Consider the following 13,647-nt stretch of genomic DNA (forward strand, 5'->3'; position numbering starts at 1 on the left):
CTAAGCTGGAAGCTCGCTACGCTCGCGCCCACCCCTAACCCCTCCCGTTTACGGGAGGGGAATGTCTTGGATTGGCCATTTCCCGCCATTCCGAATTGTCCACGCGGCCTAGTTTGAACCGCGTTCCTGTGCAGGAGCAAGTCGCGCTTCAATCCAAAGCATCGCTGACTGAGACAGGCGGCGGCGCCACTCCCATCAGCTTTCTGCAAGGATCAGGTCGGAACCCTTCTCCGCGATCATCATCGTCGCTGCGTTGGTGTTGCCCGACACGACGGCGGGCATGACCGAGGCGTCGACGACCCGCAGGCCTTTCACGCCATTGACCTTCAGCGTGCCGGATACGACCGCATCCGGGCCGACGCCCATGGCGCAGGTGGAGGTGTGATGATAACCGGTCGACCCGCTAGCCCGCGCAAAGGCCAGCAATTCCTCATCGCTTTGCAGCGCTGCCCCCGGCGTCAGTTCATGGTCGAAATAGGGCGCGAGCGCGGGGCTTTCCATCACGCGGCGCGCCCAACGCAGCCCGCCGACCTGAGCGCGGCAGTCCGCCTCCGCCGACAGGAAGTTGGGCTTGATCGAGGGCGCATCATGGAAGTCGCCGCTCTTCACATGGATGGAGCCCTTCGACTGCGGCCGCATCACATAACCGCCCACCGTCATCCCCGGCAGCTTTTCCATCGTCATGGCGCCGTTTTTGGCCAGCGCCTCGAAATCCACCGTGGCGGGGCTGGCGAAGAATTGCAGGTCGGGCAGATCGAGCGCCGGATCGGACTTGAGGAAGGCCGTCAGGTTCGACCCACCCAGCGCCAGCAGTCCGGTACGGCTCGCGGCGAAACGGATCATCTGCCCCACCAGCGGCAGGCCGCGCGACATGGCGTTGAAGCTGGAAGCGCCCGGCTTGAGGCGAGCGCGGACCATCGATGCATAATGGTCCTGCAAATTCTCACCGACGTTCGGGCTGTCCACCAGCGTCGTGATGCCCAGCGCCCGCAGACGTTCGCCCTGGCCGATGCCGGACAGTTCCAGCAATTGGGGCGAATTGATCGTTCCGCCCGAAAGGATGACCTCGCGGCGCGCGCGCACCTGCCGCAGCCGGCCGCCCTTCCAATATTCGACGCCGACGGCCTTCCTGCCTTCGAACAGGATGCGCGTGACGTGGGCATGGATGATGACCTGCAGATTGGGCCGCTTCATCGCCGGGTGCAGATAGGCGACCGCCGCCGATACGCGCAGGCCCTTATGGGCGTTGAGCCGGACCCGCGCGACGCCCTCCCGCGTGGTGCCGTTCAGGTCTTTGGCCACCGGGGCGCCCGCTTCCTCGAACGCCTTCGTCATGATGTCCAGCATCGGGTGCCGCATCGGCACGTCGCTGATCTTGAGCGGGCCTTCCTGCTGGTCGCGGCTGGCGCCTTCGCCCTGCTGGTTCTCGATCCGGCGGAAATAGGTTTCCGCTTCGTCCCAGCCCCAGCCGGTCAGGCCCCTTTGCCGCCAGCCGTCATAATCTTCCGGCAAGCCGCGCACCCAGAGGATGCCGTTGATGGAGGAGGAACCGCCCAGAACCTTGCCGCGCGGGAAGAAATGCTGCCGGCCGTCCGAACCCGGATCGGGATCGGTCATGTAATTCCAGTTTATGCGCGGGTCCTTCAGCATCCTGGTGAAACCGGCGGGCACATGAATGTTCATCGTGCTCATCGCCTGCGCGGGATTGAAGAGATTCTGCAACGGCCGGTCGTCGCCGCCCGCCTCCAGCAGCGCGACCTTGTGGCGGCCGTTGGCGCTCAGCCGGTTGGCGAGCACGCAGCCGGCCGATCCCGCGCCGACGATGACATAATCGGCTTCCGCCTCCACGCTGCTCTGCGCCTCGACCATGCTGCCTTTCTCCTTATCCTCAGCACCGTGCATAGCGGGGAGGGATGAAGGGTGCGCAAGCCTTATGTCGGACTTTACCGACGAACATCGCCCTTATGATGGCTTGGCGGATGCCATCGAAATCCGGGGGTCGCCAGCGCTATGACTGCATCGGGACGTAGTCTTGGCCAAGGATGAGGATAAGAATGACGGGGCTTTTCTCGCTCGCGGGACGCACGGCGATGGTCACGGGAGCCTCCCGCGGCCTGGGCAGGGCGATCGCGCTGGGGCTGGCGGACGCGGGAGCATCGCTGATCCTCGCGGCGCGGGACGGCGCGAAGCTGGAGGAAACCGCCGAAGAAATACGGGCGGCTGGCGGGCGGGCGCAAACGATCGCGTTCGACCTAGCCGATCTGGACGCGGTGCAGGCGACGACCGACAGGCTGAACGCCGAAGGCGCGGCCATCGACATATTGGTCAATAACGGCGCCATCGGCGGATGGGGACCGCTCCACGAGTCCACCCTCGCCCATTGGGAGAATATGTTCGATGTGAACGTATCGTCCATGTATCTGCTGTGCCGCGACCTGTCGAAAGGCATGGCGGCGCGCAAATGGGGGCGGATCATCAACTTCGCCTCCTACGTCTCCGACACCGGGCGGCCGAACCTGTCCGCCTATGTCGCCAGCAAACATGCGGTGCTGGGCCTGACGCGATCCATCGCGGCCGACCTGGCGCCCCATGGCGTCACCTGCAACGCCATCGCGCCCGGGTTCTTCGACACGGACATGGCAGCGCCCACCGTCGGCCATCCGGAGCGGGCGAAAATCTTCCGCAGCGCCATAGCGCTCGACCGCTTTGGCGATCCGAAGGAGATGGTCGGCCCCGTCCAGTTCCTGGCGTCCGACGCATCGGCCTATATCACGGGCCACATGCTGCCGGTCGATGGCGGCGTCGCCAATATCCTGTCGCTGCCTGTCGTGGTCGAGACCTAAGCAGCCGCCCTTTCTTTGCCGAATCCAGAAGGAAAATCGCGCATGACCGATACGCTTCTCCACCTCGCGAACCCCGAAAAGCTGTTCATCGGCGGCGACTGGTCCCCTTCTTCGGGATCGGACGGTATCGAGATCATCTCGCCCGCCACCGAGGAGAAAGTGGGCCGCGTCGCCAAGGCGACCACCGCCGACATGGACCGCGCCATCGCGGCGGCGCGCAATGCCTTCGACAACGGCCCCTGGCCCCGCATGACCGGGCCGGAGCGCGCCGTCTATCTGCGCCGCATCGCTGAGGAAATGGCCAGGCGCAACGACGATTTCGCCCGCGCCTGGTCGCTGCAGGTGGGCATGCCCTATTCGCAATCGTCGATGACGGCCCCCTTCATGGGCGGCTATTACACCTATGCCGCGGACCTTGCCGAAAAGGGGTTTGAGGAGGTGCGCCCCGCCCTGGCCGGCGGGCATGCCATCGTCGTGCGCGAGCCGGTGGGCGTCGTCGCCGCCGTGGTGCCGTGGAACGCGCCGCTGGCCACGCTCTCCTTGAAGGTCGCCTTCGCGCTGGCGGCAGGCTGCACGATCATCGCCAAGCCTTCGCCCGAAACGCCTCTGGAAGCGCTGATCCTGGCCGAATGCATCGCGGCGGCGGGCGTGCCCGACGGCGTCTTTTCCGTCCTGACGGCGGATCGCGAAGTGTCCGATTATCTGATCCGCCATGAAGGGGTGGACAAGGTCAGCTTCACCGGTTCGACCGCCGCCGGCCTGCACATCGCCTCGGTCGTCAGCGCCCGGTCGGGACGCATCACGACGGAACTGGGCGGCAAGTCCGCCGCCATCATCCTGGACGATGCCGACATCGGCAAGGTCGTGGAAGGGATCATGCCGAACCTGGTCGGGCTGTGCGGCCAGCAATGCGCCGCCTTCAGCCGCATATTAGTGCCCGCCTCATTGAAGGGCGCGGTGGAGGAAGCGCTCGCCGCCGCCATGCAATATGTGCAGGTGGGCGATCCTTTCACTGAAACGACGCAGATGGGCCCGCTCGTCACCCAGCGCCAGCATGGCCGCGTCTTCGACTATATCCAGCAGGGGAAGGCGCAGGGCGCCCGCATCGTCACTGGCGGCAACCGCCCGGCTCATCTCGACAAGGGCTGGTTCGTGGAGCCGACCCTGTTCACCGACGCCAGCAACAACATGACCATCGCCCGCGAGGAGATTTTCGGACCCGTCGGCACGATCATCGCCTATGGCAGCGAGGAAGAGGCGATCGCCATCGCCAACGACAATATCTACGGCCTGTCGGGCGGGGTGTTCACGCAGGATGTCGAGCGCGCCTACAAGGTCGCCCGCCGCATCCGTACCGGCAATTTCGGCCATAATGGCCGCGTCATCGACTACACCATTCCCTATGGCGGCTTCAAACAGTCCGGCGTGGGCCGCGAGGGCGGTGAGGAAGGGTTGCACGGCTTCACCGAGATCAAGGCCGTCTTCATGCAGGATCTGCCTGCCCATCTGAAGGGCTGACCCCTTGCACGCGCGCGTGGATGGCCCCGCCGACGCCCCCGCCCAGACCAGTCACTGGCCGGACAATTATGGTCCGGCCAGCGCCTGGTGGACCGTCTTCATCCTGATGATCTTCCAGATCGTGTCGATGATCGACCGGCAAGTCATATCGGTGCTGATCCCGGAGATGCGGGCCGCCCTTGGCCTCAACGATTTCCAGATCAGCCTGGTGCAAGGCCTGTCCTTCGCCCTCTTCTACGGGCTGATGGGGCTGGTGATCGGCGGGCTGGTCGACCGTTATTCGCGGCGCGCGATCATGTTCACCGGCATCGTGGTCTGGTCGCTGGCGGCGGCGGGCACAGGGCTGGCGCGCAGCTACAGCCAGCTCTTCGCCGGCCGGCTGCTGGTGGGCGCGGGCGAGGCGGCGGTATCCCCCGCTGGGCAGTCGCTCCTTGCCTCCATCTTCCCCCGTCATCGGCTGACGACGCCGATCGCCTGCCTTTCCGTGTCCGGCGTCATCGGCATATCGCTGTCCTACGCGCTGGGCGGCAACCTGCTCGCGCTGTTCAGCGCGGAGCCGTTGAGCGGTCCGTTCGCGGGGCTTGCCCCTTGGCGGCAAGTGCTGGTGGTGACGGGCCTGCCCGGCGTGGCGGTCGCCTTCCTCGCTTTCGCCTTTCGCGAGCCGAAGCGCCGCAGCCAGCCTCCGCCCGACCGGCAGGCGGCAAGCTGGGGCGCCTTCTTCCGCCATATCGGCGCGCATCCCCGGCTGATGCTGGGGCTGATCCTGGGATCGGCGGTGATGGCCGTCGCCATTCAGGGGACGATGGTATGGACGCCGACCTATGCCCGCCGCGTGCTGGGCGTCAGCGCGGCGGAGGTGGGAACGATGATGTCGGTCGCGGTCGCGCTGGGCGGCATCGTCGGCGGGCTGTCGCTGGGCGTGCTGATCGACCATCGCTTCGCGCGCGGCACCCGCGACATGGCGCTGCGGTTGCTGTGCGGCTTCTGCATCGCGATTCCCCCGGTTCTGGCGGCGGCCTTCGCAGCCGGCAATTTCGCCCTGCTGTTCGGCGCGATCACGCTGATGATGATGACCATGGGGTCGAGCTATGGGCCGACCATGGCCGCCGTGCAGATGATCGCGCCCATCGAGATGCGCGGACGCTTCGCCGCGCTGATGGTTTTGGCGTCCAATCTGTGCGGCTATGCGCTGGGACCGATGCTGATCGGTTTCCTGACGGATTATGTCTATGGCGATCCCATGAAGCTGGGCTGGGCGATCATCACCGGCCTGCTGACCGCCGGACCGCTCGCGGCCTGGATGGTCTGGTCGGCGCGGGGCGATTTCCTGCGCCATCTGGATCGATGAAGCCAGCCATCACAACCACGGTGATGCCAAGCTTGTCCTTCCTTCGAAGGCGAGTTCGGCCCATGCTGCAACATGGCATCGGCACCAGAATCCTGACGAAAAGGCCATCATGACGACGACTATTCCCGCCCTCATGCGCAGCGCCGCCGCGCGTCACGGGGACCGCCCGGCCCTGGTTTCGCAGACTGACGGGGCGATCAGCTATCGCGAACTCGACCGCCAGGCCGATCTGGTCGCCAAGGCCCTGATCGCGGACGGCGCCCGGCCGGGCGACCGGGCCGCCATCTGGGCGCCCAATATGTGGGAATGGGTCGCCATCGCCATCGGCATCCAGCGCGCCGCGGGCGTGATGGTGCCGCTCAACACACGCCTGAAGGGCGGCGAGGTGTCGGACATCGTGCGGCGGGGACAGATTGTCCGCCTGTTTTCCATCGGCAGTTTCCTGGGCCGCTATTATCCGGCCATGCTGAAGGACGAAGCGATGCCCGGCCTGCGCCGCCGCATCGTGTTGCGCGCCGAACCGCAGGAACTGGGCGAAGGCGAAATCGGTTTCGAGGATTTCGTCGCGCTGGCCGCAAACAGCAGCGACGCGCAGCTTGCCGAGCGCGAGGCGATGGTGAAGCCCGACACGCTGGCGGACCTCATGTTCACGTCCGGCACGACGGGAGCGCCCAAGGGCGCGCTTTTCGATCATCGCCGGTCGCTGGGCGGCGGTCAGGCATGGGTCGACATCGCCCGGCAGACGGCGGACGACCGCTATGCCGCCTTCGGTCCCTTCTCGCACAACGCATCCTACAAGGCGGGCTGGGTCGCATCGCTGATCGCGGGCAGCACGCTCTATTGGCCCGAAGCCTATGATCCGGCAAGCGTGCTCGACCTGGTGGCGAAGAACCGGATCACCGTTATGCCCGCGCCGCCGACCGTGTTCCAGGAAATGCTCGCCTTTCCCAACTGGCGCGATTGGGACATTTCGAGCTGGCGCTTCATGTCGACGGGATCGACCGTCGTGCCGATCGAACTGATGAAACGGCTCCAGGCCGAAACCCCGATCCAGGAGATCAGCACCGGCTATGGCATGACCGAATGCTGCGGCTCCGCGACGCACACCCGGCCGGGCGATCCCATGGAACGCATCGCCTATACGGTCGGCACGGCGATCCCCGGCACCGAAATCCGCGTCGCCGGGCCGGATGGCCGCTCGCTGGGGGTGGGAGAGCCGGGCGAAGTGCTGATCCGCGACGACAAGCTGCTGATCGAATATCTCGACAATCCGGAGGCGACCCGCGCCACGCTCGACGCCGATGGCTGGCTGCATTCGGGCGATGTCGGCTGTCTGGATGCGGACGGGTATCTGAAGCTCACCGACCGGCTGAAGGACATGTATATCGTCGGCGGATTCAACGTCTATCCGGCGGAGATCGAGAAGCAGATGACGGGCCTGCCGGGCATCCACCAGTCCGCCATCATCGGCGTGCCCGACCAGCGGCTGGGCGAAGTGGGCCATGCCTTCATCGTCCGGGCCGCCGGTTCCTCCATCACGGCGGAGGAGGTGATCGGCTGGGCGAAGGCCAATCTCGCCAATTACAAGATTCCTCGCGGCGTCACCTTCCTCGACGCGCTGCCGATGAATTCGACGGGGAAAGTGATCAAGTTCGCGCTGAAGGAACTGTATAAAAGCGCGTGACCGGGAAGAAGGGCGTCAGCGCCGCGCGCCCCGTCATTTCTGGCGAACCGTCAGCTCAGGCCTCCGCCGGTCCCGATTTTTCGAACTGGCGGAGAAAATCGAACAGCCCGGGCGGGGTTGGCTTTTTCCCCGGATCGTACCAGGGCAGCAAGTTCTTGAGCAGTTGTGGGAAAAATACCCTGAGCTGGAAATTGTTGAGCGCCTTGATGTCGCGATCAAGCGCGGCTTGTTCGGCAGGCGTCATGCTTTTCTTGTCCTGTTCGATCAGGTAGGAAAACATGCGGTCCATGAAACCCCGCAAATGAACCATGGCATAGAGGCAGCCATAGACACGGTAGAAATAGCCGTTCCAGATCCTGCCCCACAGGCCGCGGCTGTAAATCCGGTGATAGATCTGGAAGCAGACCTCCCGATGTTCGAACTCTTCGGCCATATGCCATTTCCAGAATGCCACGGCATTGGGGTCGGCGCCTTCGATCAGCGCATCCATCCGCTCGAACCAGATGCCGCCCTGCACCGCGCCCAGCGATTCGAAGCCGTCGGCATAGGCGAGCATGAATTTGAGCGAGCGGTTCTTCAGGAAAGCGTCCAGATCGTCGGCCAGCTTCTTCTCGAACTCGGCCAGCCGGGGATAGCCTTGCGCCGCGATCACCTTGTTGAACTTCTGATGCTGGCGGTAATGCTGCGATTCCTGGCCGATGAAGGCGGCCATGTCCTCGCGCAGTTGCTCCGAACCGGCGGGCAGGCGCTCCATCGCGATGTTCAGCACCTTGATCAGCCAGGGTTCGACCGGGGCGGGAATGATCGAGGTCGCGTTCTGAAACTGGGCGAAGGCGATATTGGGTGCCCAATGCGCGCGCACCTTTGAAAAATCGATACGTGGATAGCGTATGACGATGCCCACTGGCTCCCCCTCCATCTTTCGTTGTCATCAAGGATACGCCATCGTACCACCGGCCCGTTCTCCCGTCATGACTGCCCGGGAGTCCGATCATGACTGTGATGCATCCGCCCATGGATATTCGGCCAGGGGATGGAAGCATTATGAATCGGCCGATCATTGAGGAGAGGCCCTTTGACCCCCACCCCCTTCCGCATCGACGTGCCGCAGTCTGTGCTCGATCATATCCGGCACCGGCTGGCGGACAGTCGCATCGGCTATATGCCCGACGATCCCGACCAGTGGAAATATGGCATGGATGCGCGCTATCTGGCCGAGCTGGTCGATTATTGGCGTTCGGCATATGACTGGCGCGCGGAGGAGGAGAAGCTCAACCGCTGGCCGCAGTTCATGGTCGAGATCGACGGCATCCCCATTCATTTCTATCATGTGCGGGACAGTGACACGCACAGGCCGCCGATCCTGCTGACGCATGGATGGCCGGGATCGGTGGTGGAGTTCCAGGAGGCGATCCCGCTGCTGGTGGAGGCGGGCTTTTCCGTCGTCGTGCCGTCGCTGCCCGGCTATGGCTGGTCGGGCCGGCCGCCGCGGCCGATCGGTCCCGCCCGCGTCGCCGCCTTGTGGCGCGCCTTGATGGTGAACGTGCTGGGCTATCCGCGCTTCTTCGCGCAGGGGGGCGACTGGGGATCGGCGGTGACGACGCAGTTGGGCATCAGCCACGCCGATGTCGTGGCGGCGATCCATCTCAATTTCTTCATGGCGCCGCCGCCGCATGCCGATGCCGATGCGGAACTGCTCGACTATTGGGCGCAGGTCCGCACGGTGATGGAGGCGGAAAGCGGCTATCATCACGAACAGGCCACCAAACCGCAGACCATCGGCTTGGCGCTGCATGACAATCCAGTCGGCTGGGCGGCCTGGGTGGTCGAGAAATTCTGGCGCTGGGGCGACACCAAGGGCAATATAGAGAGCCGGTTCAGCAAGGACCATCTGATCACGAACCTCATGTCCTATCTGGTCACCGACAATGTGATGTCGTCGATCTGGATGTATTACGGCCTGAACGGCGACGCGCTGGCGGCCGGGCCGGTGACAGTGCCCACCGCGCTCGCCCATTTTCCCGGCGAATTCTATCCCATGCCCAGCCGCGCCCTGGCCGAGCGGCAATATCATGTGGTCCGCATGACGAAGATGGACGCGGGCGGGCATTTCGCCGCGATGGAGGAACCCCAGGCGTTCGCCCGCGACGTCATCGCATTTTTCGAGAGCCAGATATGACGCTGGAACCGAATGGCGTGCTGCTGGCCGAGGAAGCCGGCGAAGGCATAATGTTGCTGACGATGAACCGGCCGGCGCAACGCAATGCGATCGATCCCGCGCTGCTTGACGCCATGAACGCGGCATTCGATGCTTTCGTGCAGGACGACCGCTGGCGGGTGGGCGTGTTGACGGGCGCGCCGCCGGCCTTCTGCGCCGGGCTGGACCTTAAGACCTTCTCTGCTCCTGATGCGCCGCGCCAGAGCGTGACGGCGCTGATCCAGCGCGTACCGCGCCTGGGCAAGCCCATGATCGCCGCGGTCGGCGGTGCGGCCTATACTGGCGGGCTTGAGCTGGCGCTGGGTTGCGACTTCATTCTGGCCAGCGAGAATGCCCGGTTTGCCGATACGCATGCGAAGATCGGCGCATTGTCCGGCAGCGGCATGGGGTCGCGCCTGCCCCACGCCGTGGGCGCGCGCTTCGCCCGCCAGATGATATTGAGTTGCCAGCCGGTCGATGCCGCCACGGCCTTGCGCGTGGGCCTGGCCAATGAGCTTCTGCCGGCTGAGCAATTGCTGCCCAGAGCCATCGAGATCGCCGGGGCGATCGCCGCGCACGATCCCGGCCTGATCCGCATGTCCAAGAGCGTGATCGATCGCGGAACGGAAGGCACGCTGGCCGACGCGCTGGCGATCGAGACGGAAGCGCTGCAAAAGCGCAAGGCCATGGGCGCCATGGCGTGGAGCAGCGCGACGCCCGGCTGAAAGAAAGGGGAGCGAACCTCAGGTCCGCTCCCCTTCCCTTACCCCTTATCCGATCAGATGCCCCAGAGTTGGGCCGCCGTTTCGCCCAGCACCTTGCGCGCGGCGGGCTCGCCCACCGTATCGAAGATGCGCTTCATGATGGCGTCGCTGCTGCCCATCACGCCTTCCGGATGCGGATAGTCGGTCGACCACATCACCCGGCCATCCCCGATGCGCGTGATATTCTCCATCGCGACATCGTCTTCCATGAAGGTGGTGTAGCAGTGGTTATGCCAGTACCAGCTCGGCTTCTGCGCCAGCTTGGGCCGCAATTCGGTCGCATAGTCGCGTGCGACCTTGTCGGCATTTTCCAGCGTGCCGGGCACCCAGCTCGCGCCGCCTTCGGTGAAGACGACGCGCAGGCCGGGGAAACGGTCGAACAGGCCGGAGAAAACCAGCTGTCCGAACAGCCCGGTGAAGGGCATCAGATTGGCGTTCAGGTTCGCGCCCAATGAGCCCCGGCCGCTATATTGGAGATAGGCGCCGATATGGAAGGAGACGGGAAAGCCGCTTTCCTGGATCGCTTCCCAGAACGGGTCCATATCCTTGCTGTTGTAGCGCACGCCCTTGGGACTGACGGGAATGTCGATCGCCTTGTAGCCGAGCTGCTTCAGCTTCTGGAGATAATCCTTCGTTCGTTCCGGCCACAGGAAGGTGGGCAGCAGCGCGACGGGGAACAGCCGGTCGGGCGCCGCTTCCTTCCATTCCGCGGCCCATTCATTGCAGACATCGACGCAGCGATACCAGAATTCCTTGTCCGGCATGCGGATCAGGCTGTTGAGGCGGCCATGATAGATGATGGCGGCGTCAATGCCCTCCGCGTCCATGTCCGCCAGGCGCTTGTCGACATCCCAAAAGCCCTCGCGCCCTTCGGGGAAGGTCGGCGGCAGGCCGGGGACGTCATAATTCTGCCCGTCGACTTCGAGATGGAAGCCCGTCTCGTCCTTCCAATATTTAGGCGCGCGATCTTTGTCCGCGCCCTTCAGCCGGTTTTCCCACAGCCCCGGTTCCTCGATCAGATGATCGTCGCTGGAAATGACGCGCATGCCGGCGGGCCTCTCCCACGATCGGGCCGGCATGACGCGGTCCTTGGGCCACGGGGTCGCGGTGAAACTATTCATCCTTTTCCATTCCTTCTTGGGGATCTCGTCCGACACGGGGCTGCCGTCCGCCACCCCCGTCTTGCTCGCCCTTATAGCATGGCCGAAGCAATAGGCGCCGTTATGGGCGGGTTCCGGGCGATGTCATCAGACTTCTGATGAGTTGTCGAAAGTCCATTCAAGATCATTGTTCAATGATATTGAATAGTTTTTTCGAAAATTGCCCGATTATAGGGGCAATGGGTAAGGTTTAACATGAGCGCACTGGTCCGCCGTTATGGCCCGGCCGCATGCGCGAGGAGAGAATGATGCTGAAAGAAGACGAGGTTCAGGAAAGGGCCGGGCTCAAGGTCCGCGCGCTCAGCCCCGGTTTCGGTGCGGAGATCATCGGCGTCGATCTGTCGCGCCCGCTGGACGACAACATGGCAAACGCAATCCGCGACATATGGATCGAGGCCGGACTGCTGCTGTTCCGCGATCCCGATGCCGATGACGAAGCGCAGATGCGGCTGAGCCGTCTGTTCGGGGAGATGGAGCCGGCTGCGACCGCCGATATGAACGATCCCAATAACCAGTTCATGATGACGCTGAAATATGACCCGGCGGACGACAAGCCCCGCTTCCAGACCGATTATCATTTCGGCGGGCATGACCGGGCGGGCTATATCCCGTGGCATTGGGACCAGAGCTTCATGCCGACGATCGTGCGCGGCGCGGTGCTCCGCATGGAGAAGCCGGCGACGCAGCTTGGCCGAACCGGGTTCATCGATGCGATCGAAGCCTATGAGCGGCTGTCGCCCGGAATGAAGGAGAAGATCGACGGCATGGAGGTCGTCTATCATTTCGTGACGGACTTCATGCAGTGCAAATATGGCGTCCCGGCCGATCTCCGTGCCTTGGCGCGCGACACGCCTTCTGGCGGAACGAAATATGATTTCCCGCCCGTCGTCCACCCGATGGTCATCACCCAGCGGGAGACCGGGCGCAAGGCGCTGAAGATTTCACCGCTGCAGGCGCAGTATATTCTGGGCATGGATCGGGCCGAAAGCGATTCGCTGCTCGCCGAACTGGCGGCGCATCTGACCGACGAGCGACATGCCTATTTCCACGACTGGCAGAAGAACGACATGCTGGTGTGGGATAATTGGCGGATGATTCACCATGCGGAGGGCGTGCCGTTGAACGTCCCACGCAGCGCCCGACGCACCACGATCATGGGCGACTATGCGGTGGGCCGCTATCTCGATCCCACGCTCGACCGCAACCGGGCCGTCAAGCGGATCGTGGATTGACAATCAGGGAAGCGCCTTGTCACCGCCTTCGGGCCGTGACGGGGCGCCTTTGGCCTATCGTCCCGAAAAATGCGGCGGCCGCTTTTCCATGAAAGCGGCGGTCGCCTCGCTATAATCCTCGGTCATCGTGCCCAGTATCTGCGCCCGGTTTTCTGCCTGGATCGCGGCTTCATAGCTGTTGGCATCCAGATTGGCCCACATCAGCGCCTTGGTATGGGCGACCGAATAGGGGCTGTTTGCCAGAACGGAGCGCGCATAGGCGATGGCGTCGTCGATCAACGACCGCGGATCGGACAGCGATCGCACAAGGCCGATGCGCTCGGCTTCCTCCGCCTCGATCGCGCGGCCGGTCAGCAATATGTCGAAGGCTCGCGCCGCGCCGATCATGCGCGGCAGCAGATAGGAGATGCCGCTTTCGCCGCCGGTCAGCCCGATCCGCACCGCCGCCACCAGAAATTTCGCTGCGGGGGTCGCGATCCGTACATCGGCGCTGAGCGCGATCGCCATGCCCGCACCCACAGCCGGGCCATTGACCGCCGCGATCACCAGTTTCGGCATGGACCGGATGCGTCCGCCCATGCCGGCGAACTGTTGTTGCCAGTGAAGTTTCTCGATGACGCCGCTGCTGCCCGTCTGGTTACGCTGGTTGGTCGCCGCGAGATCCTGCCCTGAACAGAAGCCTCGCCCCGCGCCGGTGACGATGACGGCCCGGCAGGCGGCGTCGGCCGCCAGTTCGTCCATCAGCCCGTTGAAGCGGGCGACCGTCTCCCGAAGCACGGCGTTCATGCGCGCGGGCCGATTGAGCGTTACGAGCGCGATTCCCTGGCCGTCCGTCAGCCGTTCGACGACAATATCCTCGGCCATCATCCTCTCCCCAACATGGCCATGACGGTGCCGCCGC

General features: G+C 64.3%; 11 protein-coding genes. 7 read left to right on the forward strand and 4 right to left on the reverse strand.

Features of this window, described 5'->3' with window-relative positions; all coding sequences use genetic code 11:
- Positions 1–195: 195 nt before the first annotated feature.
- On the reverse strand, positions 196–1,869 hold the full coding sequence (locus K7W03_RS16385) for a GMC family oxidoreductase (RefSeq protein WP_025551345.1): 1,674 nt from the start codon (positions 1,867–1,869) through the stop codon (positions 196–198).
- Positions 1,870–2,054: 185 nt separating this feature from the next.
- Here K7W03_RS16385 and K7W03_RS16390 point away from each other — a divergent pair, with 185 nt between their 5' ends.
- The 4 genes from K7W03_RS16390 (at position 2,055) to K7W03_RS16405 (ending at position 7,393) form a co-directional block, all read left to right on the forward strand.
- Positions 2,055–2,843: an SDR family NAD(P)-dependent oxidoreductase gene (locus K7W03_RS16390; protein ID WP_044660673.1), complete on the forward strand. Its 789-nt coding sequence runs from the start codon at positions 2,055–2,057 to the stop codon at positions 2,841–2,843.
- A 42-nt stretch (positions 2,844–2,885) separates the two neighbouring features.
- Positions 2,886–4,361, forward strand: coding sequence for an aldehyde dehydrogenase (locus K7W03_RS16395; RefSeq protein WP_025551343.1), 1,476 nt, complete (start codon positions 2,886–2,888; stop codon positions 4,359–4,361).
- 4 nt (positions 4,362–4,365) lie between these two features.
- Positions 4,366–5,709 carry an MFS transporter gene (locus K7W03_RS16400; protein WP_226870229.1) on the forward strand — a complete coding sequence of 448 codons (1,344 nt, stop codon included), beginning with the start codon at positions 4,366–4,368 and terminating at the stop codon, positions 5,707–5,709.
- Between the two features lie 109 nt (positions 5,710–5,818).
- A complete protein-coding gene (locus K7W03_RS16405) occupies positions 5,819–7,393 on the forward strand; it encodes an AMP-binding protein (RefSeq protein WP_025551339.1) in 1,575 nt (524 codons plus the stop codon).
- 55 nt (positions 7,394–7,448) lie between these two features.
- Here K7W03_RS16405 and K7W03_RS16410 read toward each other — a convergent pair whose 3' ends face one another.
- Positions 7,449–8,312: a metal-dependent hydrolase gene (locus K7W03_RS16410; protein WP_037483844.1), complete on the reverse strand. Its 864-nt coding sequence runs from the start codon at positions 8,310–8,312 to the stop codon at positions 7,449–7,451.
- A 156-nt stretch (positions 8,313–8,468) separates the two neighbouring features.
- Here K7W03_RS16410 and K7W03_RS16415 point away from each other — a divergent pair, with 156 nt between their 5' ends.
- Both K7W03_RS16415 and K7W03_RS16420 read left to right on the forward strand, forming a co-directional pair.
- Positions 8,469–9,572, forward strand: coding sequence for an epoxide hydrolase family protein (locus tag K7W03_RS16415; protein WP_025551335.1), 1,104 nt, complete (start codon positions 8,469–8,471; stop codon positions 9,570–9,572).
- Positions 9,569–10,315: an enoyl-CoA hydratase-related protein gene (locus tag K7W03_RS16420; protein ID WP_025551333.1), complete on the forward strand. Its 747-nt coding sequence runs from the start codon at positions 9,569–9,571 to the stop codon at positions 10,313–10,315. The genes K7W03_RS16415 and K7W03_RS16420 overlap by 4 nt, the downstream gene beginning before the upstream one ends.
- 53 nt (positions 10,316–10,368) lie before the next feature.
- Here the strand turns inward: K7W03_RS16420 and K7W03_RS16425 are convergent, their stop codons facing one another.
- Positions 10,369–11,475, reverse strand: a complete 1,107-nt coding sequence (locus K7W03_RS16425) for an amidohydrolase family protein (protein ID WP_025551331.1) — start codon at positions 11,473–11,475, stop codon at positions 10,369–10,371.
- 284 nt (positions 11,476–11,759) lie between these two features.
- Here K7W03_RS16425 and K7W03_RS16430 point away from each other — a divergent pair, with 284 nt between their 5' ends.
- On the forward strand, positions 11,760–12,746 hold the full coding sequence (locus K7W03_RS16430; RefSeq protein WP_226870230.1) for a TauD/TfdA dioxygenase family protein: 987 nt from the start codon (positions 11,760–11,762) through the stop codon (positions 12,744–12,746).
- 54 nt (positions 12,747–12,800) lie between these two features.
- Here the strand turns inward: K7W03_RS16430 and K7W03_RS16435 are convergent, their stop codons facing one another.
- Entirely contained in the window at positions 12,801–13,613 is an 813-nt protein-coding gene (locus K7W03_RS16435; protein ID WP_222886829.1) for an enoyl-CoA hydratase/isomerase family protein, read from the reverse strand.
- Between the last annotated feature and the right edge of the window lie 34 nt (positions 13,614–13,647).

It is taken from the genome of Sphingobium sp. PNB (assembly GCF_019873065.1).
Taxonomy (GTDB): domain Bacteria; phylum Pseudomonadota; class Alphaproteobacteria; order Sphingomonadales; family Sphingomonadaceae; genus Sphingobium; species Sphingobium fuliginis.

Bases quoted from the DNA above. Each gene is read 5' to 3' on its own strand.
- K7W03_RS16385 (WP_025551345.1), bottom strand. From the start codon at position 1,869: ATGGTCGAGGCGCAGAGCAGCGTGGAGGCGGAAGCCGATTATGTCATC.
- K7W03_RS16390 (WP_044660673.1), top strand. From the start codon at position 2,055: ATGACGGGGCTTTTCTCGCTCGCGGGACGCACGGCGATGGTCACGGGA.
- K7W03_RS16395 (WP_025551343.1), top strand. From the start codon at position 2,886: ATGACCGATACGCTTCTCCACCTCGCGAACCCCGAAAAGCTGTTCATC.
- K7W03_RS16405 (WP_025551339.1), top strand. From the start codon at position 5,819: ATGACGACGACTATTCCCGCCCTCATGCGCAGCGCCGCCGCGCGTCAC.
- K7W03_RS16410 (WP_037483844.1), bottom strand. From the start codon at position 8,312: ATGGAGGGGGAGCCAGTGGGCATCGTCATACGCTATCCACGTATCGAT.
- K7W03_RS16420 (WP_025551333.1), top strand. From the start codon at position 9,569: ATGACGCTGGAACCGAATGGCGTGCTGCTGGCCGAGGAAGCCGGCGAA.
- K7W03_RS16425 (WP_025551331.1), bottom strand. From the start codon at position 11,475: ATGAATAGTTTCACCGCGACCCCGTGGCCCAAGGACCGCGTCATGCCG.
- K7W03_RS16430 (WP_226870230.1), top strand. From the start codon at position 11,760: ATGATGCTGAAAGAAGACGAGGTTCAGGAAAGGGCCGGGCTCAAGGTC.
- K7W03_RS16435 (WP_222886829.1), bottom strand. From the start codon at position 13,613: ATGATGGCCGAGGATATTGTCGTCGAACGGCTGACGGACGGCCAGGGA.